Source organism: Intestinimonas massiliensis (ex Afouda et al. 2020) (assembly GCF_900626285.1).
GTDB classification, from domain to species: Bacteria; Bacillota; Clostridia; order Oscillospirales; family Oscillospiraceae; genus Flavonifractor; species Flavonifractor massiliensis_A.
In genome coordinates, this window is record NZ_LR131147.1 from 2,520,921 (window position 1) to 2,546,411 (window position 25,491).

Annotated in this window: 21 protein-coding genes, 1 tRNA gene and 2 riboswitches; of the genes, 13 read left to right on the forward strand and 9 right to left on the reverse strand. The window is 56.2% G+C overall.

Annotated features, from left to right (window positions below; genetic code table 11):
* Positions 1–188 precede the first annotated feature (188 nt).
* Positions 189–7,523 carry an S-layer homology domain-containing protein gene (locus E0E41_RS12480; RefSeq protein WP_130870200.1) on the reverse strand — a complete coding sequence of 2,445 codons (7,335 nt, stop codon included), beginning with the start codon at positions 7,521–7,523 and terminating at the stop codon, positions 189–191.
* Positions 7,524–7,711: 188 nt separating this feature from the next.
* Positions 7,712–7,972, reverse strand: a riboswitch (cobalamin riboswitch).
* Positions 7,973–8,663: 691 nt separating this feature from the next.
* On the opposite strand from E0E41_RS12480, the gene E0E41_RS12485 reads away from it, so the two are divergent.
* Positions 8,664–8,942 carry a cysteine-rich small domain-containing protein gene (locus tag E0E41_RS12485; protein WP_130870201.1) on the forward strand — a complete coding sequence of 93 codons (279 nt, stop codon included), beginning with the start codon at positions 8,664–8,666 and terminating at the stop codon, positions 8,940–8,942.
* A gap of 15 nt (positions 8,943–8,957) precedes the next feature.
* The gene (locus tag E0E41_RS12490; protein ID WP_130870202.1) at positions 8,958–9,254 is read left to right on the forward strand and encodes a hypothetical protein; all 297 of its coding nucleotides are present in this window, start codon (positions 8,958–8,960) and stop codon (positions 9,252–9,254) included.
* A gap of 66 nt (positions 9,255–9,320) precedes the next feature.
* On the opposite strand, the gene E0E41_RS12495 is transcribed toward E0E41_RS12490, so the two are convergent.
* From E0E41_RS12495 to E0E41_RS12505, 3 genes are read right to left on the reverse strand one after another with little or no spacing between them, the layout of a single operon-like run.
* A complete protein-coding gene (locus tag E0E41_RS12495) occupies positions 9,321–10,088 on the reverse strand; it encodes an ABC transporter ATP-binding protein (protein WP_130870203.1) in 768 nt (255 codons plus the stop codon).
* 12 nt (positions 10,089–10,100) lie between these two features.
* Positions 10,101–11,120, reverse strand: a complete 1,020-nt coding sequence (locus E0E41_RS12500; protein WP_130870204.1) for a FecCD family ABC transporter permease — start codon at positions 11,118–11,120, stop codon at positions 10,101–10,103.
* Positions 11,117–12,106, reverse strand: coding sequence for an ABC transporter substrate-binding protein (locus tag E0E41_RS12505; protein WP_130870205.1), 990 nt, complete (start codon positions 12,104–12,106; stop codon positions 11,117–11,119). Before E0E41_RS12505 ends, E0E41_RS12500 begins: the two co-directional genes overlap by 4 nt.
* An 87-nt stretch (positions 12,107–12,193) precedes the next feature.
* Here E0E41_RS12505 and E0E41_RS12510 point away from each other — a divergent pair, with 87 nt between their 5' ends.
* Positions 12,194–13,306 carry an adenosylcobinamide amidohydrolase gene (locus tag E0E41_RS12510; protein ID WP_130870206.1) on the forward strand — a complete coding sequence of 371 codons (1,113 nt, stop codon included), beginning with the start codon at positions 12,194–12,196 and terminating at the stop codon, positions 13,304–13,306.
* A 68-nt stretch (positions 13,307–13,374) separates the two neighbouring features.
* Positions 13,375–13,635: riboswitch (cobalamin riboswitch) on the reverse strand.
* A 432-nt stretch (positions 13,636–14,067) separates the two neighbouring features.
* Here the strand turns inward: E0E41_RS12510 and E0E41_RS12515 are convergent.
* Positions 14,068–14,634 (reverse strand): hypothetical protein, encoded by a 567-nt coding sequence (locus E0E41_RS12515; protein WP_130870207.1) that lies wholly within the window; start codon positions 14,632–14,634, stop codon positions 14,068–14,070.
* The gene (locus E0E41_RS12520) at positions 14,631–15,854 is read right to left on the reverse strand and encodes a DUF6076 domain-containing protein (RefSeq protein WP_130870208.1); all 1,224 of its coding nucleotides are present in this window, start codon (positions 15,852–15,854) and stop codon (positions 14,631–14,633) included. The genes E0E41_RS12515 and E0E41_RS12520 overlap by 4 nt, the downstream gene beginning before the upstream one ends.
* Positions 15,855–16,003: 149 nt before the next feature.
* Here E0E41_RS12520 and E0E41_RS12525 point away from each other — a divergent pair, with 149 nt between their 5' ends.
* From E0E41_RS12525 to mobP3, 4 genes are all read left to right on the forward strand, one after another.
* Entirely contained in the window at positions 16,004–16,219 is a 216-nt protein-coding gene (locus E0E41_RS12525) for a helix-turn-helix transcriptional regulator (RefSeq protein ID WP_130870209.1), read from the forward strand.
* A gap of 149 nt (positions 16,220–16,368) precedes the next feature.
* A complete protein-coding gene (locus E0E41_RS12530) occupies positions 16,369–16,797 on the forward strand; it encodes a helix-turn-helix domain-containing protein (RefSeq protein WP_242623839.1) in 429 nt (142 codons plus the stop codon).
* Between the two features lie 315 nt (positions 16,798–17,112).
* The gene (locus E0E41_RS12535; protein WP_130870211.1) at positions 17,113–17,526 is read left to right on the forward strand and encodes a hypothetical protein; all 414 of its coding nucleotides are present in this window, start codon (positions 17,113–17,115) and stop codon (positions 17,524–17,526) included.
* On the forward strand, positions 17,514–19,472 hold the full coding sequence (gene mobP3 / locus E0E41_RS12540) for a MobP3 family relaxase (RefSeq protein ID WP_130870212.1): 1,959 nt from the start codon (positions 17,514–17,516) through the stop codon (positions 19,470–19,472). Before E0E41_RS12535 ends, mobP3 begins: the two co-directional genes overlap by 13 nt.
* Before the next feature lie 103 nt (positions 19,473–19,575).
* Here mobP3 and E0E41_RS12545 read toward each other — a convergent pair whose 3' ends face one another.
* Both E0E41_RS12545 and E0E41_RS12550 read right to left on the reverse strand, forming a co-directional pair.
* The gene (locus E0E41_RS12545; RefSeq protein ID WP_130870213.1) at positions 19,576–19,962 is read right to left on the reverse strand and encodes a HepT-like ribonuclease domain-containing protein; all 387 of its coding nucleotides are present in this window, start codon (positions 19,960–19,962) and stop codon (positions 19,576–19,578) included.
* Entirely contained in the window at positions 19,943–20,257 is a 315-nt protein-coding gene (locus E0E41_RS12550) for a nucleotidyltransferase family protein (RefSeq protein WP_130870214.1), read from the reverse strand. The genes E0E41_RS12545 and E0E41_RS12550 overlap by 20 nt, the downstream gene beginning before the upstream one ends.
* A gap of 221 nt (positions 20,258–20,478) precedes the next feature.
* Between E0E41_RS12550 and E0E41_RS12555 the strand changes: the two genes are divergently transcribed.
* From E0E41_RS12555 to E0E41_RS12570, 4 genes are read left to right on the forward strand one after another with little or no spacing between them, the layout of a single operon-like run.
* Positions 20,479–20,757 (forward strand): DUF6809 family protein, encoded by a 279-nt coding sequence (locus E0E41_RS12555; RefSeq protein WP_009257217.1) that lies wholly within the window; start codon positions 20,479–20,481, stop codon positions 20,755–20,757.
* Positions 20,757–20,960: a hypothetical protein gene (locus tag E0E41_RS12560; RefSeq protein ID WP_024723875.1), complete on the forward strand. Its 204-nt coding sequence runs from the start codon at positions 20,757–20,759 to the stop codon at positions 20,958–20,960. Before E0E41_RS12555 ends, E0E41_RS12560 begins: the two co-directional genes overlap by 1 nt.
* Before the next feature lie 53 nt (positions 20,961–21,013).
* The gene (locus E0E41_RS12565) at positions 21,014–22,222 is read left to right on the forward strand and encodes a tyrosine-type recombinase/integrase (RefSeq protein WP_130870215.1); all 1,209 of its coding nucleotides are present in this window, start codon (positions 21,014–21,016) and stop codon (positions 22,220–22,222) included.
* Entirely contained in the window at positions 22,180–23,595 is a 1,416-nt protein-coding gene (locus E0E41_RS12570) for a tyrosine-type recombinase/integrase (RefSeq protein WP_130870216.1), read from the forward strand. Before E0E41_RS12565 ends, E0E41_RS12570 begins: the two co-directional genes overlap by 43 nt.
* Positions 23,596–23,758: 163 nt before the next feature.
* On the opposite strand, the gene E0E41_RS12575 is transcribed toward E0E41_RS12570, so the two are convergent.
* A tRNA-Val gene (locus E0E41_RS12575) sits at positions 23,759–23,834 on the reverse strand.
* 122 nt (positions 23,835–23,956) lie between these two features.
* Here E0E41_RS12575 and E0E41_RS12580 point away from each other — a divergent pair.
* On the forward strand, positions 23,957–24,742 hold the full coding sequence (locus E0E41_RS12580; protein WP_130870217.1) for an alpha/beta hydrolase: 786 nt from the start codon (positions 23,957–23,959) through the stop codon (positions 24,740–24,742).
* 1 nt (position 24,743) lies between these two features.
* On the forward strand, positions 24,744–25,466 hold the full coding sequence (gene ymfI / locus E0E41_RS12585; protein ID WP_130870218.1) for an elongation factor P 5-aminopentanone reductase: 723 nt from the start codon (positions 24,744–24,746) through the stop codon (positions 25,464–25,466).
* The last annotated feature ends 25 nt before the right edge of the window (positions 25,467–25,491 follow it).

Here is a 25,491-nt window from a genome sequence, read left to right on the forward strand (position 1 = left end):
GTTGTCAAGGGAATCCGAAGACAAGGATACCTATGGCAGCCCTTGTCTTCAACTGCCGACTTTTGCCGGGCTGGTTCTTTGGGTCAAACTTGCTGTTTCCTCAGGATCGGACTTCCGGGATCCACAGCTGGGGATGCTGTGGATCCCGGAGATCCTTGAGAGGGAAGTATGCTTCAACGAGGAGGCAGTTACTTTGCCAGTTCCTCGCCAAAACGCATCAGAATCATGGCCACTTCGGCCCGAGTAGCGGTGCCTTGCGGCACAATAGTGGTTGCGGTACGCCCGGTGATCAGCCCCTCCGCGTATGCCCAGCGCAGAGCCTCAACTGCCCAGTCGCTGGCGTTCCCGGCGTCAGTGAATGCCGAGAGATCACCAGCTGCGGCTGTATCATGCTTCATAAACTTGGCGTAACGGTAAAGCATAACGACCAGCTGCTCCCTGGTGATACTGTCAGTGCCACCGAACAGACCATTTCCGTAACCTGTGACGATGCCGTTCCCATTGGCCCAGGCTACGGCGTTAGTATACCAGGTATCCGGCGCCACATCGGTGAAGGCCGGGGCTTTACCGTCTCCGGCGGGCGAGCCCGCCAGGCGGTACAGCACGGCAGCCAGCATGGCGCGGCTCATCTCCGCGTCAGGGGAGAAGGTTGTTGTACTGGTGCCGTTGAACAGGCCGTTTTTATAGACGTACTGAACCGCCTCAAAATACCAGGCATCCTTATCCACATCCGTGAAAGGCAGACCGGCATCCAGAGCCGCGAAAGCCGCCTCAGCCTCTGTCAGTACGTTGTAGTTGCGAACCAGCTTCTTCTGGGTGTCGGTCAAGGCATCATATGCTTTCCGGGCCGCTTTGATCTTATCGCCGCTGTCCTTGGTAACAGTTCCGATGGCGTTGATGAGTTTTTCCACCGCCTGGGCCGCTTTCTGGTTATCGTCATAGCCGTGAGTTCCGGGAACTGTATGGTAGTCACCGGTATAGAAGAAGGTGATTTTATCGCCGTCGCTCAGGTAATACTGGTTCAGCGTTATCTCCGGCAGTGTACCGTTGACACGGTACATCCAACCACTGCCTTCGCCATGCTCCAGTTCGGAAAGGGTAACGCCGTTGGAATCCGTCACAGCGCTGACATAGGAGCCGCTGCCCTCATAGCGATATCCCGCCTCACGCAAGGCCGCCTGCAGCGCATCCCACGCCGTCCAGTCCTGACTACCGCTGCCGGTAAAGGTGTATGCGCTTAAATCAGCAAAGTTTTCGAAGCCGCCGCCGCTGACAGAAACCGTAGCCTGAATCTGTTCCGGCTGGGGATTCGGATTCTCTCCGCCCTTGGTTCCCTTTACTGTTACCGTCACAGAAACCGGGCGTTTATAGAACTGTTCAAACTGCGCGTAAGCCGGATTGCTGCCAAATTTCTCCCAGTATTTCCCGTATGCGCTGTGGGTCAGGACACTGTCCAGCGTAACCTTTGTGTCGTACTCCGGGCGGGTGACCAGGAGATTTTCGCAGGCGATGACGGTGGGACGGCTGGAGCGATACTCCCGCCACGGCTGGGCGTTCATCGGGTCGTAACCCGGCAGATCATCCACTTCCGCTCCGCCGAAGGTCAGGTTGATCGCGCCGTAGATATACTGCGGCTGCCCCTGGTCGCCCTTTAAAACTTCCGCAAACGGTTCCAGATTCTCTGTCACCTGGGTCTTATCCGTATTCTTGCCGCGGATGCCGTTCCAGTAGGCGTTCTCCGTACAGACGCTGTCCATGAACGCCGCAGCGGAGTTGATTTCATCCTCTGTCAACGGCTGCACGGTCAGGGAAAACGTCTTCTCTCCCAGCAGGGCATTGTTGCGGCGATCCAGAATTCGCACCGTATAAGACACATCCACAGCAGGGTTGCCGGGCAGCGGGCGGTAGACCACAGCGTGGTAGCCGCTGAATTCCAGCACATCGGTGTTGCTGCTGGTCATGGTCACTTTCTGATTATAGCGATCCGGCAGAATACCGGCGGACTCCAGCTGGCCGGGTGTGGGCATTTGCAGATCTGCGGTAACCTGGGTGGGAGTCACAGGCGTCTCTTTGTCCACAAAGTCCCGCAGCAGGGAGGGATACTTCTCCAGAGCCTCGTTGATCTGAGCGGACTGATCCACATCATTGGGTGCCACTGTAATAACGAATTTTCGAATGGCAGCGTACCAGTCCTGTACAGCGCCTTCAGCAGTTGCCTCCTGAATCATGTAGTCATCCAGGCGGTTGAACCGGGCTGTGGCGATCAGCGGGAAGGTAACCGGATCGCCACCGAACGGCGGGCGGTTGAGCGTAGCGGTATAGGATCCATCCGGGTTTGTCTGCACCGTCAGCGCATCCGTGTCGGTAGACGACCACTGAATGCGCACATCGCCGTAGGTATCCAACCGTGTGGGAAGGATCAGGCCTTTGTCCACCTGGCCGTCTACGGTGACCGTGTACCACCAGCCCTCGTCCTGGGTCACTGTGGCGGTATTGGTGTTCTCGCCCCGAATCTGCTCCCAGGTGATGGAGTTTACTGCACGGGAGAGATAGTCTTCGAGATAGTCATTTGCCCAGCCGATGTGAACTGTCATCGACACCTGTACGGACTGGTCGCCCAGCAGCAGCCGGAAGGTCACATCACGATAGAGCGCATAGTTGATGCCCAGGCCGCCTTCATCCCTGTAATAGGTGATCGTACCATCGTTGGCCAGGTAGCTGCCAGCCTGAGGCAAGACTTTGGTGCCGGGCGCAACAAACTCCACTTTTATGGCACGGGGGTCATCATCATATCTATACTGGGCCATATCCACCGGGTAATCCTTTCGGAGCAGATACTGTTCCATGGCCTGGCGGATGTTGGTGTGGCCGTAAGCCTCCAGGGGCTGGATGAACGTACCGCCGGACTGGGCCTCGCCACGGATCCCCTCCAGGGTCTCCAGATCCTGCGCGCCCTGGGACCAGAGAACCAGCCGGAATTCCTTCTGCTTGGAGGCTTCTCCCTTTTTTACCTGGGCGGTCAGGGTGATTTCCAGCTTGCCGTTTTCCGGAAGGGTGAGCGCACCGTCAGGCAGTGAAATACCGCCCTCCGGCGATGTCGTCCAGGTGATGGCACTGCCATGCTCGCCCTGTCCGGGCAGTTTCAGGGTGAGGGCATTCCGGATCTGGTAGATACCCTGGCTGTCGGCGGAGAGAGTCTTGCCGTCTGTTGTTTGCAGGTTCAGCGCCGCCAGATCCGCCGCCGCGTCCTCCTCATCGGTGCTCACCACCGGCGCGCTGCCGCCCTGCCAGCTGAGGATGGGGAAGCCGCTGTTGACCCCGTCGGTATCCATATGGAAGGCGCTGCCCAGTTCGTAGGCAAAGGCGTCGGTTCGCATCTCGTCAGCGCTGATTGCCTTGGTATCAGGCGCAGTGGACGCGGTATTGTCGGCAACGGCGGGAATGGATCCGTTGGGAAGGAAGAAGGTATTCTCCACCGTGCCCGCATTGGTGCCGATCACAAGGCCGATGCCATTCTCAGGGCCGGTGACCGTGCCGGAGAAATAGGCATTTCGCAGCGTGCCGTCCGCATACAGGGTACCCACCAGACCGCCCAGGGCGGAGTTGGTATCGCGGCTGGAATCGGCCCAGACGCTTCCCGTGGCGTAGCAGTTTTCAATGATGCCGTAGGCATAGCCGGCAATGAAACCGGTATGCAATGCGGTATTATACGACGCGGTATTGTTCTTGAGCTCCGCCGAAACAGCGCAGCCGCGGATGCTGCTGCCTTTCTGCGCTCGGCCGGCGATGGCGCCCAGACTGACAGAACCATAGGAGGGGCCGTAGTTCGTGACACTGCCCTCAAAAGCGCAGTTTTCCACAGTTCCCGAAAGCGTGCTGACAATGCCGCCCAGGTGACCGCTGCCGGTAATGCTGCCCATTACCACAAGATTTTTGACGGTTCCATTTGCGTCCACTGAGTCAAAGAGCGGCGCGGTGACGCCGGAGATTACATGCCCGCCGCCGTCCAGAGTTCCGGCAAATTGCTTGATGCCGGTCCAGGGCTTTCCGTTGAGATTGATATTGGCAGTCAGTTGACCCTTAAGGCCGGTTTCGCTCTCTGTCTGCTGGGCAAACCAGGCCAACTCCGCCGCACTGCCGATCTGGTAGACGCCTTCTGCCTGCGTGGGCTCGGTCACAGCTGTGCCGTCCCAGCCCTCACCGGCATCCGTCAGGGCGCTCACTTCGATGGTGCGTTCCTCCGTCAGCGTAAAGCTGCCGCGGCTGGGCAGGCAGTTCGTCTTGGCGACTTCATAAGAGTAAGTCTCTCCGGCAGGCAGGGTAAACACATTTCCCTGACGGAAGGCATCCATGCTGCCGGCGGTGGGGTGCGTTACCGCAAGGGAAGCGCCCTCCGGCATCCGGAAGGTCACCTTGCAAGTCGGAAGTTTGTTCAGAGAGACGGTCACGCTGCTCTGGTCGGGAATCGAAAAGCTGCCCTGGGTCGTCTCGTATCCGAAAGCCGAGGCGGTATATTTATACGCGCCCTCCGGCAGAAGATAGGTGCCGTCACTCTGGGGCGCAACGGTCTCTCCCTTGGAATTGCGCACCGTAAAGGCACCGCCCTCCGGCAGGTCGGTATAGGTCAGCGGGTACAGAGCGGTCACACGGAAATTCTTAAGGCAAACCCCATCACTGCCTTCATTTCCACCGCTGTCCTTTTCATATTGAAAGGTCAGGGAGTCGCCGGCGGCTACGGAAACAGCGAACTCCGTCCATTCCCCATTGCCGCTGGCAGTGATCAACGTGTCCGTCCCATGCTTCAGCGTGAATTTGTCATACTTTTCTTCCGAAGACACCCGATAGGCAAAATCCAGCCGGGCAGCCTGGGAGAAGGTAAGGGTCATGATGGCGGACGAACTGCTCTTTCCGGCATTATCGGATATCAGCCCACCGTCCTGCTCCGTGTCCCGGACAAAGCCGTAGCGTGTGCCGTTCTCGGCGGTTATGGCAGGAGAAATAGCCTTAAAGTAGTCGGAAAGTGTCCACTGGTGTTCCAGCGTCACCGGGACGGTGACCGCGTCCTCCCTTACTGTAAAGGAACCGCTGGCCGGCTCACAGCCCTCGCAGCTGATCGTGTAGGTGTATTCGCCGGCCGGCAGCTGATACACATTGGCCTCGTCTCCGCTGTGGGCGACCGGTTCCCCCTGGAAGAGGACGCTGATCATATGCGGCGCGGAAATGTCCTCCGGACGGGTAACCTGGAATGTGACGGCTTGCCGGGTGCTGGCATCCAGCGTCACCGTCTCCGTCACGTCAGCACCGTGTACGGTGATCTGCCCCGTCCGCTCCGCATAGCCAAAGCAGGATACCATGTAGTTATATGTGCCGTCGGCCAGCGCATAGACTACCGTTCCGTTGCTGTTGGAGACAGGCGCGATGGCTTCCCCGCCGCCCCGGGGTGTCAGAACGATCTGGGCATTTTCCGGACTAAGGGTAAATGTCGCGGTATGCAGGGTCTCCAGCGTAAAGCCTTTCAGATAGACGCAGTCGTTCCCTTTGTCTAAGCTGTAATCCTTGATGTAAGACAATGTGACGGTGTCGCCGCCATTTACATCCAGGGTATGCTCCGTCCAATCCACTTCTCCGCCGATTTTGGAGCCGCCGTTGATGGACAGGCCATCGCTGGCACTGTAGCTGCTTCCCTCGGACGACACCTTGTACCAGAAGGAAAGGCTGCCCTGGGCAACGGATTCGTCAATCGTAATGGTCACGGTGACCTGGGAACTGCTCTGCCCCTTGCTGTTGGAGCGGAGAACGCCGTCCTCCTCCACAAACTCCTGACCGGGTTCTCCTTTATAGCTGGAATTGTGGCTGTACGCCACCTGGGCTTTCCCGGCCAGAGCGTTGAACACAGCGCTGGGGAAGGGCTTCTCCGACACGGTAACCGGGAATGTTGCGCTGCTTCCGCAATAGGTGACCGTGACCGTCTTCTCCCCGGCTGCCGAGGAATCAAAGCCGCTGACGTCGACGCCCTCGGAGATCTCCCGGGTGGAGCCGTCGGAGTAGCTGACTTTCACTACAAGGCCGGCAGTGTCCAGTGTGTCTCCGACGTAATAGGCCGTCTTGGCGGGCTGGTTTTTGATTGCGATGCTGGTGACCGTTTTCAGGGAAACCGCCTCAATTTTGCTCTCGGAAAGAGCGATGCTTCCCTGGGCGCTTTCCACATCCGCCGCTTTCGGCATCACCACATAGTCATAGGTCTTGTTTAGGAGCAGCGTATAAGCTCCGTTTTCCCCGGCGGTCATTTCCTGGCCATCCAGCGTCACGGTGATAGTATACTGATCCGCGCCTTCAACCTGAAAGCTCAGAGTTCCCCACCGGTTGTTATCCAGCCCCAGTGTGATGGGATCTACCCGGATTTCCGCACTGCTGTTGGCCTGCTCTTCGGAAATGGTAAGTGCTCCGTTCTGGGATGTATAGCCCTCACAGCTGACCGTATAGTTGTAGCTGCCGGCGGCCAGGGCCGCGATTCGCGTCTCCCCCTGGCTGGAGGAGTACACGACGCTGTCGCTGCTGCGGATGGTCAGCTCAGCATTGGACGGCGCGATGGTAAACACAGCGGAAGCGGTCGAGATCTGCCAGGACAGGACCGGATAGTCCCCGGTCTTTACCCGGAAGCCCTCGCCCAACACGGTGGCAAAGTCCGCACCCTTCATCTCCTCCGATGTTTTAGCGGCAACCGTCTGGTCATTACCATTGATACCGATGGTACAGCTGCTATCCAGATAATAGCAGTTTTCCGATGTGGAATTGTACATCCATCCGGCAATGGCACCAAAATTGGTGGCCTTTTCCTGCACGGTAATGGCGCCGGTGCTATAACAGTTGTTCAGGCTGCTGCCGCGACCGTAATCATCTCCTGCGTAGCCGACGATACCGCCCAGGTTTGCACCGGAACGGTTCCGTTGACTGGAAATCTCACCCTGGTTATAGCAGTTGGTAATGGCAGTGGCCTTGGTTTGACCGGCAATGCCGCCAGCGTACTGGTCAGTTCCGCTGAGCGCCACACTTCCGGTATTGCCGCAGCCGGTGATACTGCCGCCGGTACACTGTCCTGCGATGCCGCCCGCATACTTGCTGCCGGCGGTGATGGACGCCGTATTCAAACAGTTTTCAATCGTACCGGAGCTGAGGCCCGCGATGCCGCCCACCTGACTGGTACCGCTGACCGAACCGTCAGTAATGACATTGCGGACGGTCGCGCCGGAGGACAGCTCAGAAAAGAGCCCCAGCTTGCTGTCGCCGGAGATGGCGAGGGTCACCTTGTGCCCTCCGCCGTCAAAGCTGCCGCTGAAGGCCTGACCATAGGGGGCGGACACTGTAATGTCACTTGTCAAAATATAATCCCCACCCGGCTCCATGGCGGCAAACTCACCGACGCTGGACACCGGCTGCGCCGTACCGGAGGCCAGTGCCGTTGACGGCAGAAGTCCAAGGGTCAGGCACAGCACCAGAAAAAACGAAAGAATCCTTTTTTTCACAAAGCTCCACTCCTTCAAACCATTTTTATAAAAACTGTTTTCAAAAAACAGGGCTTTTGGAACGGGGCCGTACCTGACAAAAAAGGAGCGGACAATTCTGTCCGCTCCTGTGTCGTCACTGCGTGAAAGCGACAGCACAAACGTGCTGCCGCATAAGGCATTTTTTGTCAGAGCAGCCCCGGAGATCCGGGGGTAAGCTCTTAGTAGGTCTTCTGACTGATGTGTCCAGGCGGAGCTATGCCCGCCAACGCAAATCCGCCGCCTTCCCAGCTAAGCCATTACAGCCGCCAGTGACCTGCTTTCGCAGAAAACGGATTTGCTCCACAATCACAGCTATAGAATCGCCCCTTTGCCGCCGTTTTCACGGACGGGTCACGGACGAAACATGTCCAGGATTCTCACCTGATTCCCTTGTTCAGAAACAAGGATGCGTGTCCAGCTCATAAGAGCCGGGTCGCGCATTTGCCACAAAAGCCGGATTTCATATTTAATTTTCCTTGTTGCTTTTGCATTATAGCACAAGCCGTATCAAAATGCTATTCTGTTTTTGCTATTTTTTAAATTTCTTCAGAAAGGAGCCCTTGGAACCCTGTTTCTAAACAAATTAAAGAGCATTTGACAACCTGCACAAGGCGTGCTATGCTATATTCAAATCCATTCTTGGTTCCAGGCCCGGCGTTTGCCGCCGGTTTGAAAATTTCATATCACTGTATCTATTGCATGGTGTGGCTGTTTGCTGTAACGATCCTGCCAACAAGGATCAGGCAGCAGCTAAAACGAATGGGATATCCAAGTCCCGCGCGACCGGCACTGTGTACGTGAGGCCATTCCGAAGCGGCGTATGCCGTCTGGACGAAAGTCCGCCATTGCGGGGGAAGACCCTGTGAGAAGGTAGGAAATGGACGCAGAGGGCCAAGCTCTCATAACGTAAGTCAGGAGACTTGCACCATGGCAGGATGCAGGGGGAAACAGCGGGCGTGTCCTCCGTTGTGTACGTTGCTTTGCTCGCTGGCCTTCTTGTTAGGGCCAGCGTGTTTTTGTCAGAAGGAGGTGCCGCCCGGGCACCTCCTTTTTCTGTTTCACCGCCGGTCAGTATATCATGAGTGATGTATCAGTCAGTAAAATGAAAGGAGAAGCGGTATGGAATCATCGACGTCCGAAAAGCACTTTCAGTTCTTTTCCAACAGCAAATGCGAATACTTCCCCTGCCATTCCACCAATGACCCGGAAAACTTTAACTGCCTGTTCTGCTACTGCCCGCTGTATGCACTGGGAGATAAATGCGGCGGAAACTTCACCTATATTGCCGGGGGGATTAAGGATTGCAGCGGCTGCTTGATTCCCCATCGCAGGGAGGGCTATGACTATATCATCGGCAAGTATGGCGAGATCAAAAAACTGGCGCAAAAAACCAACTGACAGGAGGCAAGCGTTATGATAAGTCGAACCTGGTTTGAAAATCCGGATCATGTGGTATACGCCGTAAAGGATGAGGTAATCCCCCGGCTCTCCCGGGAGCTGGGAATCAGCGATCTGGCCCAGCGGATTGAGGATTTCAGCAAGGCTCCCACTCAGGAGGGGGAAAACATCAAGGGTCTCAAACGCACCACTCTGAAGCTGATGGTTCCTAACCTGGTTTTCGGGGAGCCCATCGAAATGGGAGAAAATGTATGGATCTATATGGGCGAGCTCTGTCCGGCCTATTGTCTGTACACGCCCTGGGAAAAATAGAAAAAGCACATGGCCTGTACCCGACGCAGGGACAGGCCATGTGCTTTTCTGCATGTCCGAATACCGTTAAGATACCTGCTCCCAACGCTTGAGGGAGGCCATCATATATGAGGCTACGTCCATATCATAAACCTCATGGAGAAACTCTCTTGTTAGAAGCATATTGGCAGGCCCCATCCCTGCCACAGAACCATTTTTCAAAAACAAAAGCTGCTCGGAGAGCATCAGGGAGAGGTTGATGTCGTGGAGTACGCCGATGACAGTCCGTCCTTTTTCCTGAGACCAGTTTTTAAGATAGCTCACCAGCTCTGTCTGGTGCTTCAGATCCAGGTGGTTGGTGGGCTCGTCCAGTAAAATGATCTCCGGTTCCTGGGCCAGCGTCCGGGCCAAAAATACCCGCTGAAGCTGGCCGCCCGACAGCTCGGAGATCTGACACTCCCGCAGCGGCTCCAACCCGGTGGCCCGCAGATACTGCTCCACACACTGCTTGTCCTCTCTGGACGGGGATGCAAAAAGTCCCCGGCGCAGCTTCTGATACCGGCCCATCATCACTGTTTCAAAGACCGAAAAAGAAAAATAGACGGTGCTCATTTGGCTCATCATGGCCATGTGAGACGCAATCTCCGGCCGGCGCATGGCGGCCACCGGCTTCCCATCCAGGGTCAGTTCCCCACGGCAGTCCAGAAGACCGGAGATGGTACGCAGCAATGTGCTTTTCCCGCAGCCATTAGGCCCCAGAATGCACAGATTTTGTCCCAGAGGCAGATCAAAGGTAATATCGTGCAGAATATCTCCGTTTCCATATCCGGCACAAATATTTTTCAGATGCAGCATACAAACTCCACCTCATTTCAGCTTTCTGCCGCGGAAGAACACCAGTGCGAAGAAGGGAGCGCCTACCAGTGCTGTCACCGCTCCTACAGGAATAATCGTGGGCGCCATCACCGTGCGGGAAACCAACTCCGCCAACATCAGAAATGTGCCGCCGAACAAGGCGGACAAGGGCAGCACCAGACGGTGGGAGGAACCGAAGATCCGCCGCACAACATGAGGCGCGATCAGATCCACAAAGCCAATAACACCCACCAGCGACACTGCCGTGCCGGTCAGCAGGGCGGCAATGCCGATCAAAAGGAGCTTGATCCGCTTGAGATCCACGCCGATGGACATGGCCTGCTCCTCTCCAAAGCTCATGATATCCATCTCCGGAGTAAAGCGCTGCAATACCAGCATGGAGAGGACCAGAACCGGGAACATCACTGCCACATGGGACCAGTTCCGGCCGGTGAAGCCGCCCATCTGCCAGAAGACCATCTGCTGCAGGTGCTCCCGGGACAGGGCGGTGATCAGCGTCAGAATGGCGTTGACAAAGAGAGAGAACACCATACCCACCAGGATGACCGTCTGATTCTCCATCTTGCCGTCCAACCGGGCGGCAAAGGCCAGGGCCAGAAACACCGTGGCCAGCCCCCCGGCAAAACCCGCTGCCGGCAGGGTGAACAGGCTTCCCAGAAGCGGGAACGTAACGCCGGTGACCATCACCAGAGCTGCGCAGAGGCTGGCGCCGGAGGAAACGCCCAGGGTATAGGAGGACGCAAGCGGATTTTTCAAAATGGACTGCATGACTGTACCGCTGGCGGACAGAGCCGCGCCGGTCAGAAAGGCCAGCACCGCCCTCGGAAAGCGCATCTCCCATACGATGGCGCTCAGATTTGGGTCAACGGTTCCGGAGCCGCCGGACAGCTTGGCCATCAAAATCTCTGTCACCTGTCCGGGAGAGAGATTCACAGAGCCGACGGCGATACTGCCCACCAGAATGAGCAGGGCCGCGGCAACGGCAAGGAGTATCTTGACGATCCGCTTCATGCCGCAGCTTCCCTGGCAAAGGGATCTTCGATCCCTGCGTATGCGTCGGGATAGATCATCTTGGCCATCTGCTTCATGCCGTCGATCACATGGAGATTGGGAAGAGATACCGCATTCGTGTTGACCAGATACACGTCCCCGTTGGCCACGGCGGTAACATGCTCCCAGCCGGTTCGCCCCAGGATTTCTGCTACGGGATCTTCCACGTAGTCCACCATGGTCAGAATAACGTCCGGATTCAGGGTGATCACCGATTCCTCTGTCACGGCGATGAACCCTTCCTGATCGGCAAAAATATTCTCCGCGCCGATGACCGTAAGCATCTCCTGCATGAAGGTGCCGCTGCCAGCGGTGTAGATGTCGGGCGCGCATGCGATTTCCACCACTACACGCTTACTGTCCTGGATGCCTGCTCCGATGTCAGACAGCTGATCCAGTTCCTCCTGGAACTGCGCAATCAGGCTCTTGCATGTTTCCTGAGCACCCACGCAGGCAGCAATAAACCGGGTGTCCTCCAGCATGGTTTCGATGCTGGAGGCGGAGGGGATATCCGCTACGCAGACGCCGATATCCCGCAGAGGTTTGAAGGGATCGGCGCCGGAGGAGGCGCTCATACCGGTGGTGAAGATCAGATCTGCACCAAGGACAGCCATTTGCTCCGTGTCCGGCTCCATCATGTCAAAGGTGGGCAGATCCTCCAGGCCAAAGTACATGGCGGAATAGGTATCCACGGCGATGAGCTTGTCCTTCATGCCGAGGTCCAGAAGCGTCTGGGTAGCAGAGGGGGCCATGGAGATGATGCTGTCCACCTGATCCGGCAGAGTAATGGGATTGCCGCTGCGATCGGTGTCCGGACGGTCGGTCGATGCGCTTTGTGTTTGCTGCGGTGTGGTGTTCGCATCCGTGTTTTCCGCCGGGGTACACCCGGCCAGGGCCGCCAGAAGCAGTACAGCCAGCGCGAACGGGAGCACATTTCGCATTTTCATTTCCAACAGTTCCTTTCGCCTTTTCCTACTTATTGTTATCTGTTATAATTTGCTCAGAACATCTCGGAGAATCCCGGAGGATGATGTATGGAACGTATTTTTGAGCTGTGCAACGGCGACCGCCTGACCTGCACAGAACAGGCTGCTGTCTTTCGGTTTTCCGGCCCCCGCATGGTGCTGTCCACGGGGGCCAACGGCGGCGGCATGCGGGACGATCTGACCGCCGCTTTCAACTACTGTGATTGCGGCATGGCCGGTGTCTGTCAGCCTATGCAGGGAAATAATCTGCGGGAACACCAGCGCACGGTGGCCAGACGTCTGGGATTGGATCCGGATCACACCACCGGCCTGGATACGGCGGCAAATCTGGACAACATGGTGGTCATCACCAAACGCTGGGAGGATCTGCAAATTACGGCCGCAGTATCCGGCGGTGCCGACGTCAACGCGCTCTGCGCCGGTGATCCGGCATTTCTGACAGAGGCAGACGGCGCGCTCACCTCTGTGCCGCCCGGAACCATCAATATCTTTCTGATCACGGATCGGCCTCTTGCTCCCGGCGCCATGGCGGAGCTGATACTCACAGCCACCGAGGCCAAGACCGCTGTGCTTCGGGATCTGATGCAGGGGAGCAGCATATCACGAGAGCTTGCCACCGGAACCGGGACAGACGGCATGGTCATCATTTGCGGAACCGGACAGGAAGGAATGCTGCTGAACGCAGGCAAACATTTTAAATTTGGAGAACTGGCGGCGCAGGCCGTCCGGGAGGCCGTCACGGAGGCGCTGTTCAGACAAACCGGCTTTTGTGCGCAGGAGCAGCATACCGTACTCAGGAGGTTGCATCGCTTTGGGATCACTGCGGACACGCTGTCCGCTTATTGCCTGGCCCGGCGACCGGGGCAGGATGCCGCAATTGCCCGAACCATAAAAAAACTGGATCAGGACGCATTCCTGGTTGGGGCTGTGGTGCTCTATGTGCATTTGGAAGATCAGCGCCGTGCTGGAATGCTGACTGAACTGGAGGCCGGAGATTGGGGCGAGCATCTGCTGCGCCAGGTTCAACAGCACTATCGCTGTGATTTACCTCTGCTTCAGGAAGCTGCACTCATGGATAAACTGGAGCATTTCCTCTGTCAGCTGCTCATGTCCAACTTGCTGGAGCAAGAGCGCCTGTATCCCAATCAGCCTCCCATTTGATACAAAAATAAAAAGCGGCAGCAAATGCTACCGCTTTTCCAGACAGAACAGGTGTTGTTTCGCAAAGAAATAACACCCGTTATTTTGTAGGTCTTCTGACTCGCATATCCCGATGCGGACAACCGCATCCGCGCATCTGGTTCGCCTTCCCAGTCAGGCCATTACAGCCTGCCAGTGACCTGCTTTCGCAGAAAAAACAGACACTCTATGCTCACAGCTACAGAATCCGAGACTACATCCGGTTCCCGGAAACGTGTTTGGGAGTTTCACCCAATTCCCTTGTTCAGCGGAACATCCCGGCGTGTCTTCCAAAAAAGAACGCGCCGGTGCCACAAAAGTCGGAGCACTATATTCGTTTGGTTACCATTATAAAGAATATTTGCAGTAAGTCAATTGAAAATGGATGATTTAAACTCTCGGCGCATTAGGGCTGCGCTGTCCGCCGCTACCTTACATTGAATAGCTGAATTTTTTATCATGCTGTTAACAAAGATGTTCTGTACATATGACCTCCAGCACAATCTGTCTGGCCCGGCGGAGCTTCCAGGCAAAGCTATTCCGGTACCGATCCCGAAGGTGTTTCAGTGCCTGATCCCTGGCTTTTTCCACGCCGGACTCCTTCATGCGGTTTCGCATGGCAATTTCCCGCAAATCTGACTTAGGGAAACCGTACACACCGAAGCATCGTCCAAGAATGTCCTGTTCCTTCTTGGAAAGCTGCATAAACTCGTCTAGCAGGCATCCCATGGTCACTAACCGAATCACAGCATCCTCCGCAGAGCCTGAGAGGTGGTTCGTGGTAAGCCGCTCAAAAATATCGCCGTCATCATCTGAATCTTGCAGGTCATAGACAGAAAAGAAATGTGTGGGGTAGGCAACTGCCCTGGCAGCCCACGGAAAGAGATTCCAAGGAATATACAGATCTCGCTAAGTTCTTTCCCTTCCTGATGATAAAGACGCTGGGCCTTTCTCACCAATCCCATGCTGTCCCGGTCCAGGGCAAGTGTCCCCATACTGCACTCCAGATGCCGCCGCATGGCTCCGTCCAGAAACGGGGTGATGTAAGTGGTAAACCGGCCCTTTTCCGTGTCATAACTGCCGGTGCGTATACACTCTATCAATGCCAGCTTTCCCACGCTCTCCAGTTCCGAGAGCGTTTCTTTTGCGTAATCGCTCAAACCACCGTATTGAGTTTGACGCAGGCAGTGATACTGGCGGGCAATCAACCGGGCACGCTCCTTAACCAATCCTATATTCATCAGACACAGCGTGGTCAGAGCCGCCTCATCGCCGTTGGCCATCTGCTCCAACAATTTCTCGTTGGTCATGCGTCGTCACCGTCCTCCACCTTGCGGGGACGTCCCCGAGGCTTGGCCTGGCGGGCTATGCCGTAAAGTGGGTAAAGGCGCTCGGAGGAGATTGACTGCTTGAAGTCCTCATTGGAGATATCGGGGCTGCTCAGTGCGTCAAACAACTCGTCCCGCACAGCGTCCTTCAGGCGGCGCATCTCTTCCTCTGTAATGGCTCCCCGCTGATAGTCCTTCCGGATGCGGTTAAAGGCGGTGATCTTGGCCTGGATTTTCGGTACATCCCGGGCCAGTTCCTTCTGGATTTCATAGCTGCCGTACTGCCTGCAGGTGAAGCGCTCATCCAACGGGCAGCGTCCCTCACAGTAGAGGGCGTGGACACCGCTGTGAACCAGAAAATATTTTTTACAGACAATGCAGCGGCGGATGTTATGTCCGGCGTTCAGCGCTGTCATGAAGTCGGCCTTCAGCAGCATCTGCAAACTGTCCGTTGTGTGCTCCTGGGCGATGGCGAAGGTTCCGTCCGGGAATTCTCTGGGCAGATAGCTTACCACACAGTGATCGTACTTCTGATAGAAGGGCCGATCCGGGCCGGTAGGGTTCGCAATCAGCTTCTCCACCAGGCGCTCGTCATTGTAAAGCTGATACAGGGCGGCGGCGTACGCCTCCGGGGAGTTTCGTTTCAATTTGGAGAGAAGAAAGTTGATAAAGTTATGGATCGTAGGATTGAACACGATAACATCATCGATGTATCGCTGATAGCGGGCCATCTGCAATTTGTAATACCGCCACTTGTCCTCTCTGCCACCATTCACAATGAGGAGAAAAGGTGGTGTCCGGTGTTCCTCTTCCTCCTTCTGGTACAGATCAAGATATCGTTCCATAGTGCATTCCTGCTCATCCATCTCCTCGTCAGTGAACAAGGAATAGCTCTCTGTGTACTGCTGGGTCTCGTTGAGAAACCGGTCATCTTCCTTCAGTAAAATCTGAAATACCCGATACCGCATCAACTGACTGCGCAGCTCGATCAACTGATTGTTCAGTTCCCACCATACGCCGCGCTCCAATGTGTCCTCGTACTGTCTGGCCAACTCCTTCATGCGGTTCAAAAGGCGTTGAATGGGCCGGTAGTCCTCGGGAGCAAAGTTCAATATGTCTGCGGTCAGTTCACCGGCCGCAAAAATTTCTCCGCCGTACTCTATGGTGCTGCTGTGGGTATAGAAGACGATATCTCCATACATGTGAACATGCCCCCTCTCAAAATTGTCCCACCTGAAAAATAAATTGTCTCACTTTTTTCCAAGTCTATCAAAATCTCCGACACAATACAAGCAGAAGGACATCAGCACCGCCGCTGATGTCCTTACTTTTTTATAAAGGAGAATTTGAAATGAAAGAATCTGTCTACAAAACCTACGATGACCTGCCGCTGTTTCTCAATGCGAATCTGGTAGCGCAGGTGCTGGGCGTGTCGCCATCCAGCGGATACGAACTCATGCACGAACCAGGCTTCCCGGTACTGCGTGTGGGCAGCCGCATGGTGGTGCCCAAGGAACAATTCATCCGATGGGTCACAGAGCACACGGAGGGAGGTGATCGCGGATGAACCGGTGTCGTTTCTCAATTCCCAATGACATCTGGAAGTGGAATCTCAAACCGCAGGGATTTGCTGTCCTTGTTTATCTCTGCTATCTCCATGTGCATTGCAAAAATTATATTGCTCCAAGTGCAGAGGAGATTGCATTCCGTTTGCACATGAGCAAAGACATGGCTGCGGAACAGATCTCTGAACTCAACCATCGCGGGCTGCTGGATCAGCACATGGTTCCCGTCTTCAAAAACACCAGCAAGAATTTTTTCTCTCTGCCCAATGAGCTGTTCTTCCTGAATATCGGTCACGGGGCCATCACCGTCTACGCTTACCTGCTCTACTGTGAAGATCGTCGGACACATCAGTGTCATCCCAGCTACCGCACGATCTCGGATGCGGTGCATCTTGCCGTGTCCACTGTGATGAAGCACATTACGAAGTTGGCGGACAGGCAGTTCATCACGGTGGAGAGCACCAGCTATATTGACAAATGTGGTATGAAGTGGAATGGGAATAACCTCTACACCATCCTGCCGATACAGATGGCGGTGGATTATTGTTATCAACAGCAGCTGCTTCGCCTGGAAGCGTAAAACGCCCGTGTACCCCGTTGTGAGGCGCTGTGTGCCCTGCTTCTGGGCAGAGTAGAGTCCCTACCCCACCTGGGGCTTTGGGAGCGGATTAGGCCGCTTTCGAGGGACGAAATAAGAAGCAGGATAAAGGCAAGGCGTCAACATCGACGCCTTTGCCAGTCACTTCTGCCCGCAGTGCGGGCAGTTTCAGGCGTTTCTGTAAGTGCTGAAAATGGGGTCAAAAGCAGAGCGAACAGGAAATTCTGCGGTCGTTATCCCGCTGTGCTTACTCCCACAAGGAAAAAATAGGGGTCAAGCCCCGGAAAGGAGGCCATTATGAGCAAAAAAGAGAAATTCCCCGTCTACCTGTCGCCGGAGAAAAAGGCGGCCCTGGAGCGGAGGTATACCGAAGACGGCAGCCGGAGCATCACCGGATTCATCGAGAACGCCATCGACTTCTATCTGGACTATCTCAGCGCCAACAACTCCGGATTGTTTCTGCAGTCCGCCGTCCAGTCCTATCTGGATGGCAGACTGGATCAGATGGAAAACCGTATGGCGTCGCTGCTCTTCAAACAGGCGGTGGAGCTGGACATGGGACTGAGTATGCTGTTCAAGTGTGTCAACGTGAGCGAGGAAGAGCTGCGCCGTCAGCGGGCGGAGAGTGTGGCCAACGTGAAAAAGACCAACGGCAAGGTGTCACTGGTACAAAAGCTGCGGGAGCTGGAGGATGACCCATGGCAAGACTGATCGTCAAGAGCCCGTATATCAAGTGCGGCGTTGGTCAGGGTGCGGACGGATACATGAAGTACATCGCAACGCGGGAACGGGTGGAGATCATCCCGGATGACCGTCCGCCTACCCGCAAGCAGGAGCAGCTTATCACAAAACTGGTAAAAGATTTTCCTGACACCAAAGATCTGCTGGAGTATGAGGACTATGCGCAGCACCCTACCAAGGCCAATGCCTCGTCCCTCATCACGCTGGCCCTGGAGGAGAACTGGTCCCAGGTTCAATCCTCGGAGGGCTACGTCAGGTACATCGCCACTCGTCCCAGAGCGGAGCGTCTGGGTGACCATGGGCTGTTCGGCGACGAGGATGGTGTGGATCTGGACAAGGCCATGTCGGAGCTGGAACACTACGCCGGAAATGTGTGGACACACATCATCTCCCTCCGCCGGGAGGATGCTGAACGCTTGGGCTATGACAATGCCCAGGCGTGGCGTGCACTTCTGCGTACACACCGCAACGACATCGCCGCCGCTATGAATATCAAGCCTCAGGACTTCCGTTGGTACGCCGCCTTCCACGATGAAGGGGAGCACCCCCACGTGCACATGATGGCGTGGTCGGTGAAACCTGGACAGGCCTACCTGTCCAGGGATGGCATCCGGCAGATCAAGTCCACGCTGACCAATCAGATCTTCAAACAGGAGATGCTCCACCTCTATGAGCAGAAGTCTGAAAGCAGAGATGAACTGGTGCGGGAGACCCGAAAGGCCATGCTGGAATTGTCCCGGCAGATGAGTGAGTCGGTCTGTGAGTATCCTGAAGCAGAGCGGATGATCTTAAATCTGGCCCAGAGCCTCGAAGATGTGAAGGGTAAGAAGTCCTATGGCTATCTTCCAAAGCAGATAAAGCAGCAGGTCGATAAGATCGTAAACCAGCTGGAGCACCTGCCTGTTGTGGACAGGTGCTACCAGAAGTGGTGGGAGCTGCAATGTAAAGTGAATGACTTCTACGCCGAGAGAGCGCGGCAGCGCCCGCCGCTCTCTGAACAGAAAGAGTTCCGCGCCATCAAAAATGCGGTAATCCAGGAGGCCGAGCACGTCCGACTGAACCACATCTCTTTCGAGGACAGAGATATGGAAGACTACGGCGACTGGGTGGATGAACGATCACTCACCTGGACCTGCCGGGAGCTGTGGAGAATTGTTGAAAACGAGGCGTTTCCATTGGAAGAACGGGACGAGGCCGCTGAGAGGCTGGAGCTGCTGGCAAAGATGGGCGATCCCTACGCCCAGACCTTCCTGGGACAGCTGTACCGGGACGGCGGTTTGCTGATTCCGGATGCAGAGAAGGCCAGGCACTGGCTGGAGCAGGCGGCCCGGCAGGAACTGCCTGCTGCCCAATACGCTTTGGGGCTACTGCTTCTATCTGACGATCCCGACGTACACGATCCGGGTGAGGGTATCCGGTGGCTGAATGCAGCGGCGCAAAACGGGAGCGACTATGCCGCCTATACCCTGGGCAAGGAGTATCTCAGTGGTGAGCATGTACTCAAAAACGCAAATACAGCGGCAGAATATCTCCGTCAGTCGGCAGAGGCACAGAACCCTTGGGCGCAGTATCTGCTGGGCAAGCTGTACCTGATGGGAGAGGGTGTGGGGCAGGATCAGGACATTGCCTATGGCTGGTTCCAGGCTGCGGCAGTTCAGGGGCACACCTATGCACAGTTTTTCAAGGAGCGCATGGAGCAGGGCCCGCCCGGACCACCCAGCCTGATGCTCTCTGCCACGCAGCTCCTCCGCCAGATGGGCAACATCTTCCGGGACAATGTGCCGGAGGATTCCACAAGCATCGGGCTGCATATTGACCACAAGCGGCTTCAGGCGCTCCAGGAAAAGCGGATCGCCCTGGGGCATAAACCGAATGACCATGTGGAGCAGACGATGGGTGGTATGACCATGAGGTAGAGGTAAAAAACTCCCCGCCAGTTATGGCGGGGAGCAAAGTAATTACAGAATGAACAAGCTGCAGCATGGTGCTGCTGCTGGGCCCCATAACCCTATTCTGCTGTCACGACATGGTCGGGCCGGAAAATGAATTATGCCCTTGCTGCAGACGAATCTGTGCCGCACAAAAGTCACGTAATTCTATAATCTCGGCCTCCGAGGTCTCCCATATTGTATCAATGTCAATATGGCCATACTCATGAGCAACTACATTTCGCATACCGCGAATTGCTTTCCACGGTATTGTGGTATGTGACTGGACAAATTCATCAGAAAGTTTCTTCACCAACTCCCCAATCTGTAAAAGGCAGAGCGCAATCGCGTTCCGATAGGTTGGATTGCTGCAAAAGGTGTTGTAGTTGCGGTCATACTCCGTATGGGTAAACATGATGTCATCACAATATCCCTGGATCTTCTGTAGGATCTGGATGTCACGATTGGGTATGGTCATATAACAGCACCTCCTCCTGCGCAATATGACTGAGGAATTGCTGGTCCAGACTGCCCGTGGTCAACAGGTCCAGCTTTTTCCCAAGCCGTTCTTCCAGGTCGCTGTATAGTGCCCCCAAAGTGAACAGCCCCTTCACATTTCCTTTGTCTATGCGCAGGTCAACATCGCTGTTTTCCGTGGCCTGTCCTCTGGCATAGGAGCCAAAAAGGAAGATGCGGTCTACACCATATTGGGCGGCAATAGGGGATATCAATGCTCTCAATTCATCTATCGCATAGATTTTACCGTCCGCCATGTAAACCTACCCCTCCCTAAAGTGTCGTAAAGTAAGGCTACATCTGCATTGTAGCATAAGAATTTTATAGTTGCAAATCGAAAACGCGGGGTGATTTTAATACAGTGTATAACAAAGAAAGTCCCCCTGCAAATGATAACAGTTTGATAACTGTGGTCAAAACCACTGGCTATTCCTCTAAGATTAGGGTATTGTGTGTTGCTGCAAAGGAGGCGGCACACATGGGCTACTACATGAGCGAACTGTACCGGCGCTACTTCCGGGCCACGGACTTCAGCGAGCTGGAGGAAGAAATTGAAAACACCCGTCAGGAGGTGCGGGACTGTCTGGATCAGGCGCAGCGGCGGGAGCTGATGCGCCTGGTGGATGCGCAAGACCAACTGAAAGCAAACCTTGCCCAAGCCAGCTTCGAAGCCGGGTTCCGGCTGGCCATGGGGCTGCTCCAGGAGGTAGAGGTGGAGCGTATCCGGCTCGAACTGAAAGAGGAGGGGCAAACGTAATGAATATACAGTTTCCCGTTCAGCAATGCCAATACTGTGGGAGCACGAATATCGGTCTGGGCTGGCAGCACGGCGAGGCGCTGGTGACCTTCAAAAAACACGGCCTGCGGGGCAACCGGCTGCAGTATCTGATTTGCCGCCGCTGCGGTGCTGTGCTCTACCAGTGCGTAGCCGAACCTCACAGATTCCCCGCTGCAAAATAAGGGCTCAGAAATTGCGCCGCAAAACAAAAATACGACTTTGGGGGTGAAGCAAAATGGCAAAGAGACGGCCATCCGGAGACGGCATGGTGCGGAAGAGGGAAGACGGCCGCTGGGAGGGCCGCATCGTCATCGGGCATAAGGAAAACGGCGACTCCATCTTCCGCTACATCTATGCCGACACCCAAAAGGAACTGACTGCCAAGCTCCGGCAGAATATCAACGCCTATCAGGGCGTGGATCTGACCGAGGAGAGCAAAATGACCTTATCCCAGTGGCTAGACAAGTGGCTGGATACGTACATGACAGGAACGGTTCGGGAGAGTACCCTGGATGGGTACCGGAGGGATCTGAACAATCATGTCAAACCCTATCTGGGAGGAAAGCCGCTGCTCAAAATTACTCCGGCAGATTTGAGTGAACTCTATCAAGCGCTTCTGGAGCGCGGACGAGTGGTGAGGAAGAAAGCCTCAGGCTTTGGCCTGAGCCCGACAACTGTCCACGGGATTCACACCACCCTGCATCACGCCCTGAGAACGGCCGCAGAGGAGGGATTGCTTCCAGCCAACCCTGCCGATGGAGCGACACCGCCTAAGGTGGTCAACAGGGCAAAGGGGATTCTCAATAACGCTCAGTTGGACACATTCAAGGCAGCAATCCAAAAGGATTGGATCTGGCGGGACTTCTTCCTCACCGAACTGACTACCGGACTGCGGCGGGGCGAACTGTGCGGCCTCAAGTGGTCAGACTTTGATGAAGAGGCCGGGACGTTAAAAGCATGCCGTACCATCCATGCCAGGAAGGGCGGCGGAGTGGAGGCGGGAAGCACAAAGACCTATGCAGGAACCCGGACAATCCTGCTTCCGTCCAGCACAGCCCAGCTTCTGAGGGAGCGAAAAAAGTCCGCACTGACGGAGTGGGTCTTTCCCAATCCTCTCTGCCCGGAGCGGCCGGTCAGCCCGGGCAGCGCCTACCGGAGGTTAAAAAGTTTACTGGATGAGGCTGGACTGCCTGACCTTCGGTTTCATGATCTGCGCCACACGTTTGCCACCCATGCCCTGACCAGCGGGGTGGACGCAAAAACGCTCTCTGGAATCCTGGGGCATACCAAGGCCAGCTTTACCCTGGATACCTATACGCATGTGACTGGGGACATGCAGCGCGGCGCCGCTGAGATCGTAGGCGGCTTTCTGACCGAACTATTGGGAGAGGAGTTGGAACCGTGGCAAAGAAACGAAAACGGGGAGATGGCAGTCTCCACCTGAGAAAGGACGGCCGCTGGGAGGGGCGGTATGTGGTGGGCCATGACGAGAAGGGCCGACCGAAAACCAAAAATGTGTTGGCAAAGACAAAAGGAGAGTGTGCGGCAAAGCTAAAAGCGCTGAAAGAGAGCCTCAAAGGCTTAGAGCTGGAGCGCCCCAGGGGAGAAGTGACCTTCGGAATATGGATGGACCGCTGGTATCAGACGTACTGCAAACCGGCCATCAAGCCCAAGACCCAGGCGGACTATGAAAACCGGATCTATCAGCACATCATCCCGGAGCTGGGACACACCCCTCTTTCTCAGCTTACCCAAAGCGACCTCCAGCAGTTTTACCACCGCCTGAAGCAGGGCGGGCGGCTTCTGCGGGCGGAGCAATACGGCCCTGGCCTGTCCGACCGTATGGTGAAAAGCTGTCATGTGGCCTGCCGCATGGCGCTGGACAAGGCGGTGGCGGATGGGTTGATTCTGAAAAACCCAGCTGCAAACTGCAAAGCGCCAGCCACCCATCCCAGAGAAATGTCTGTACTGACCGGAGAAGAAATCCAGCGGCTGCTGATTCAGGCCAAAGAGGACGGATGCTATGAACTTCTTCTGCTGGAGCTCTCCACCGGCCTGCGGCGGGGCGAAATCCTGGCCCTGCAATGGGATGACCTGGACTTTCAGACCGGAGCGCTCAGGGTGGAACGGCAGGTACAGCGGATCAGAGGAGAACTGGTGGTCTCCGAGCCCAAAACCAGAACATCCAGCCGGAGTGTCATCCTGCCCGCACCGCTTCTGAAAGTGCTGAAACAGTATCGGAAAACCTGTATCTCTCGGTGGATGTTCCCCTCGCCAAAGAAAGCGGATTCTCCCTTGGATCCGGCGGCGGTGCGGAAGAAACTGGCCGCTGTCCTGGAACGGGCGGGCTGCAAGCGTGTCCGCTTTCATGATCTCCGCCATACCTTTGCCACCAACGCCCTGGAGCATGGCATGGACATCAAGACACTGTCCGCCATCATCGGCCATGTGTCCAGCGCCACGACCCTAAATGTCTATACCCATGTGACGGACGAGATGCGGCAAAAGGCCGCCGACCGGATCGATCGGGGAATCGCCGGTGTGGAGCCGCCCTCAAAACCCACATGGAAAAAGGAATCGACACCCACGCCCTTCCGGGCGGTAAAAGGGAAGTACCGCAAGCCGGGAACCGGGTGCATGACCCAGCTGGGCGACCACCTCTGGGAGGGGCGGTACTCCCCAAAGGTCAACGGCAAGCGCATTGCCCGAAATGTTTACGCATCCACGGAGGAAGAATGTGAGCAGAAGCTGGCAGAGCTGATTAAGGAGATGAAAAAGGAGCTGGAGCCCCTTCGGGCCAAGGGAAAAGCCTGCTGAGAACAGAAAACCGCCCTCCGGAAAAGCACTTCCGGAGGGCGGCGATTTTTCCTGTCTGTGGCTGTTATGTGGTCAAAAACAATTTGGCAAAATAGCGTGAGGAAGAAAATGAATAAAAAAGTAACAAAAAACCGCTATTTTCTCTCAAAAACAGCGGTTTTTCTGGTGGACGATACAGGACTTGAACCTGTGACCTCCCGCACGTCAAGCGGATGCTCTACCAGCTGAGCTAATCGTCCAGACAGCGTAGATTATTATACCTGGAAAGAGGGGATCTGTCAATAGTTTTTTATTTTCCCTTTTCAAAATAAAGCAGGACTGTTATACTCAGGTCAGAATACCGGCGTTCAGGAGGATCGAAATGGGGTATTTTAGGGTAGGCGCCCGGCAGCTTCACCAGTCGCTGGTGGACAGCGGGGCGGAGCTGGAGGTCTATTGCCGGGAACGTACCGGCCTGCTGGCCGACGACGGACAGCGATGGGGGGTGCTCATTCTCCCCGGCGGCGGATATGAGCGTATTGCCCCGGCGGAGCGCGAGCCGGTGGCACTGGCGTTTCTGGCGGCAGGGATACAGGCCTTTGTGCTGTCCTACAGCCTGCTGCCCCAGGGCTGGCCTCAGCAGTTTCTGGAGGGAGCGGCGGCTCTGGCCTGGATCCGGGCCCACGCGGAGCAGTTTGGCCTCCGGCCCGACCGGGTGGCGGTGTGCGGCTTTTCCGCCGGCGGGCACCTGGCGGCCTGTCTGTCCTGTCTGTGGGACCATCCCCTGCTGGCAGAGCGGCTTGGCCTGACCCCGGAGCAGGCGCGGCCGGATGCCGCCATTCTGGGCTATCCGGTGGTAAACGAAATGCGCTATATCTCCCCACTGGGTGGGGAAGAGGAGCTGCGGCTGGACCGGCGGGTGAGGGGAGAGCACCCGCCCGCCTTCCTGTGGGCTACGGGAGAGGACGCCACGGTGCCGGTGCAGAACACCCTGGACTATGCCGCCGCCCTGAGAAAAGCGGGGGTGCCGACGGAACTCCATCTCTTCGCACGGGGCCCCCACGCCATGGGGCTGGCAGACCGGGAGAGTGCCCGGGACGAAGCACACTACAATGCCCACGCGGCGGCCTGGCACGGCCTGTGCGTGGACTGGCTGAAAGGAGTATAAGATGACCAAGCGTGTGGTCCTCATTACCGGCGGCAGCCGGGGGATCGGGGCGGCGGCGGCCCGGCGGTTCGCTGCCGGCGGCGACCAGGTGATCATCAATTACTGCCGCTCTCAGGAGCGGGCGGAGGCCCTTGCGGCTGAGATCGGCGGCTGGGCGGTACAGGCCGACGTGTCCGACCCGGAGCAGGTCAAGGAAATGGTTGACAATGTGTTGGAGAATTTTTGTCAACTTGACATTCTGATATGCAACGCAGGGATTGCCCAGCAGAAATTATTTGGCGATTTGACCGACCAGGACTGGCGGCGGATGTTTGCCGTCAACGTAGATGGGATGTTCTACACCATACGGGCGGCCCTGCCCCAATTCATTCACCGGAAGGAGGGGCGGATCCTGACGGTGTCCTCTATGTGGGGACAGGTGGGAGGCTCCTGTGAAGTGGCCTATTCCGCCGCAAAGGCCGCAGTCATTGGCATGACAAAGGCTTTGGCCAAGGAGCTGGGACCCTCCGGCATTACGGTGAACTGTGTGTCTCCCGGGGTCATCGACACGGAGATGAACGCCAATTTGGGGCCGGAGGACCTGGCCGCCCTGGCAGAAGAGACCCCGCTGGGTACCATCGGCCGGCCGGAGGATGTGGCAGAGGCCCTGTGGTATCTGGCTTCCCCTGGCGCGAAGTTCATAACCGGTCAGGTTTTGGCCCCCAATGGCGGGCTGATCGTGTAGAAAAAGTGCCCTGTATTCATATTTT

Excerpts from the sequence above, each read along its gene's own strand:
- E0E41_RS12545 (WP_130870213.1), bottom strand. The coding sequence starts at position 19,962 with ATGACCATACCCAATCGTGACATCCAGATCCTACAGAAGATCCAGGGA.
- mobP3 (WP_130870212.1), top strand. The coding sequence starts at position 17,514 with ATGGCAAGACTGATCGTCAAGAGCCCGTATATCAAGTGCGGCGTTGGT.
- E0E41_RS12505 (WP_130870205.1), bottom strand. The coding sequence starts at position 12,106 with ATGAAAATGCGAAATGTGCTCCCGTTCGCGCTGGCTGTACTGCTTCTG.
- ymfI (WP_130870218.1), top strand. The coding sequence starts at position 24,744 with ATGACCAAGCGTGTGGTCCTCATTACCGGCGGCAGCCGGGGGATCGGG.
- E0E41_RS12565 (WP_130870215.1), top strand. The coding sequence starts at position 21,014 with ATGGCAAAGAGACGGCCATCCGGAGACGGCATGGTGCGGAAGAGGGAA.
- E0E41_RS12525 (WP_130870209.1), top strand. The coding sequence starts at position 16,004 with ATGAAAGAATCTGTCTACAAAACCTACGATGACCTGCCGCTGTTTCTC.
- E0E41_RS12485 (WP_130870201.1), top strand. The coding sequence starts at position 8,664 with ATGGAATCATCGACGTCCGAAAAGCACTTTCAGTTCTTTTCCAACAGC.
- E0E41_RS12510 (WP_130870206.1), top strand. The coding sequence starts at position 12,194 with ATGGAACGTATTTTTGAGCTGTGCAACGGCGACCGCCTGACCTGCACA.
- E0E41_RS12550 (WP_130870214.1), bottom strand. The coding sequence starts at position 20,257 with ATGGCGGACGGTAAAATCTATGCGATAGATGAATTGAGAGCATTGATA.
- E0E41_RS12490 (WP_130870202.1), top strand. The coding sequence starts at position 8,958 with ATGATAAGTCGAACCTGGTTTGAAAATCCGGATCATGTGGTATACGCC.
- E0E41_RS12535 (WP_130870211.1), top strand. The coding sequence starts at position 17,113 with ATGAGCAAAAAAGAGAAATTCCCCGTCTACCTGTCGCCGGAGAAAAAG.
- E0E41_RS12515 (WP_130870207.1), bottom strand. The coding sequence starts at position 14,634 with ATGACCAACGAGAAATTGTTGGAGCAGATGGCCAACGGCGATGAGGCG.
- E0E41_RS12495 (WP_130870203.1), bottom strand. The coding sequence starts at position 10,088 with ATGCTGCATCTGAAAAATATTTGTGCCGGATATGGAAACGGAGATATT.
- E0E41_RS12530 (WP_242623839.1), top strand. The coding sequence starts at position 16,369 with ATGAGCAAAGACATGGCTGCGGAACAGATCTCTGAACTCAACCATCGC.
- E0E41_RS12580 (WP_130870217.1), top strand. The coding sequence starts at position 23,957 with ATGGGGTATTTTAGGGTAGGCGCCCGGCAGCTTCACCAGTCGCTGGTG.
- E0E41_RS12560 (WP_024723875.1), top strand. The coding sequence starts at position 20,757 with ATGAATATACAGTTTCCCGTTCAGCAATGCCAATACTGTGGGAGCACG.
- E0E41_RS12555 (WP_009257217.1), top strand. The coding sequence starts at position 20,479 with ATGGGCTACTACATGAGCGAACTGTACCGGCGCTACTTCCGGGCCACG.
- E0E41_RS12520 (WP_130870208.1), bottom strand. The coding sequence starts at position 15,854 with ATGTATGGAGATATCGTCTTCTATACCCACAGCAGCACCATAGAGTAC.
- E0E41_RS12500 (WP_130870204.1), bottom strand. The coding sequence starts at position 11,120 with ATGAAGCGGATCGTCAAGATACTCCTTGCCGTTGCCGCGGCCCTGCTC.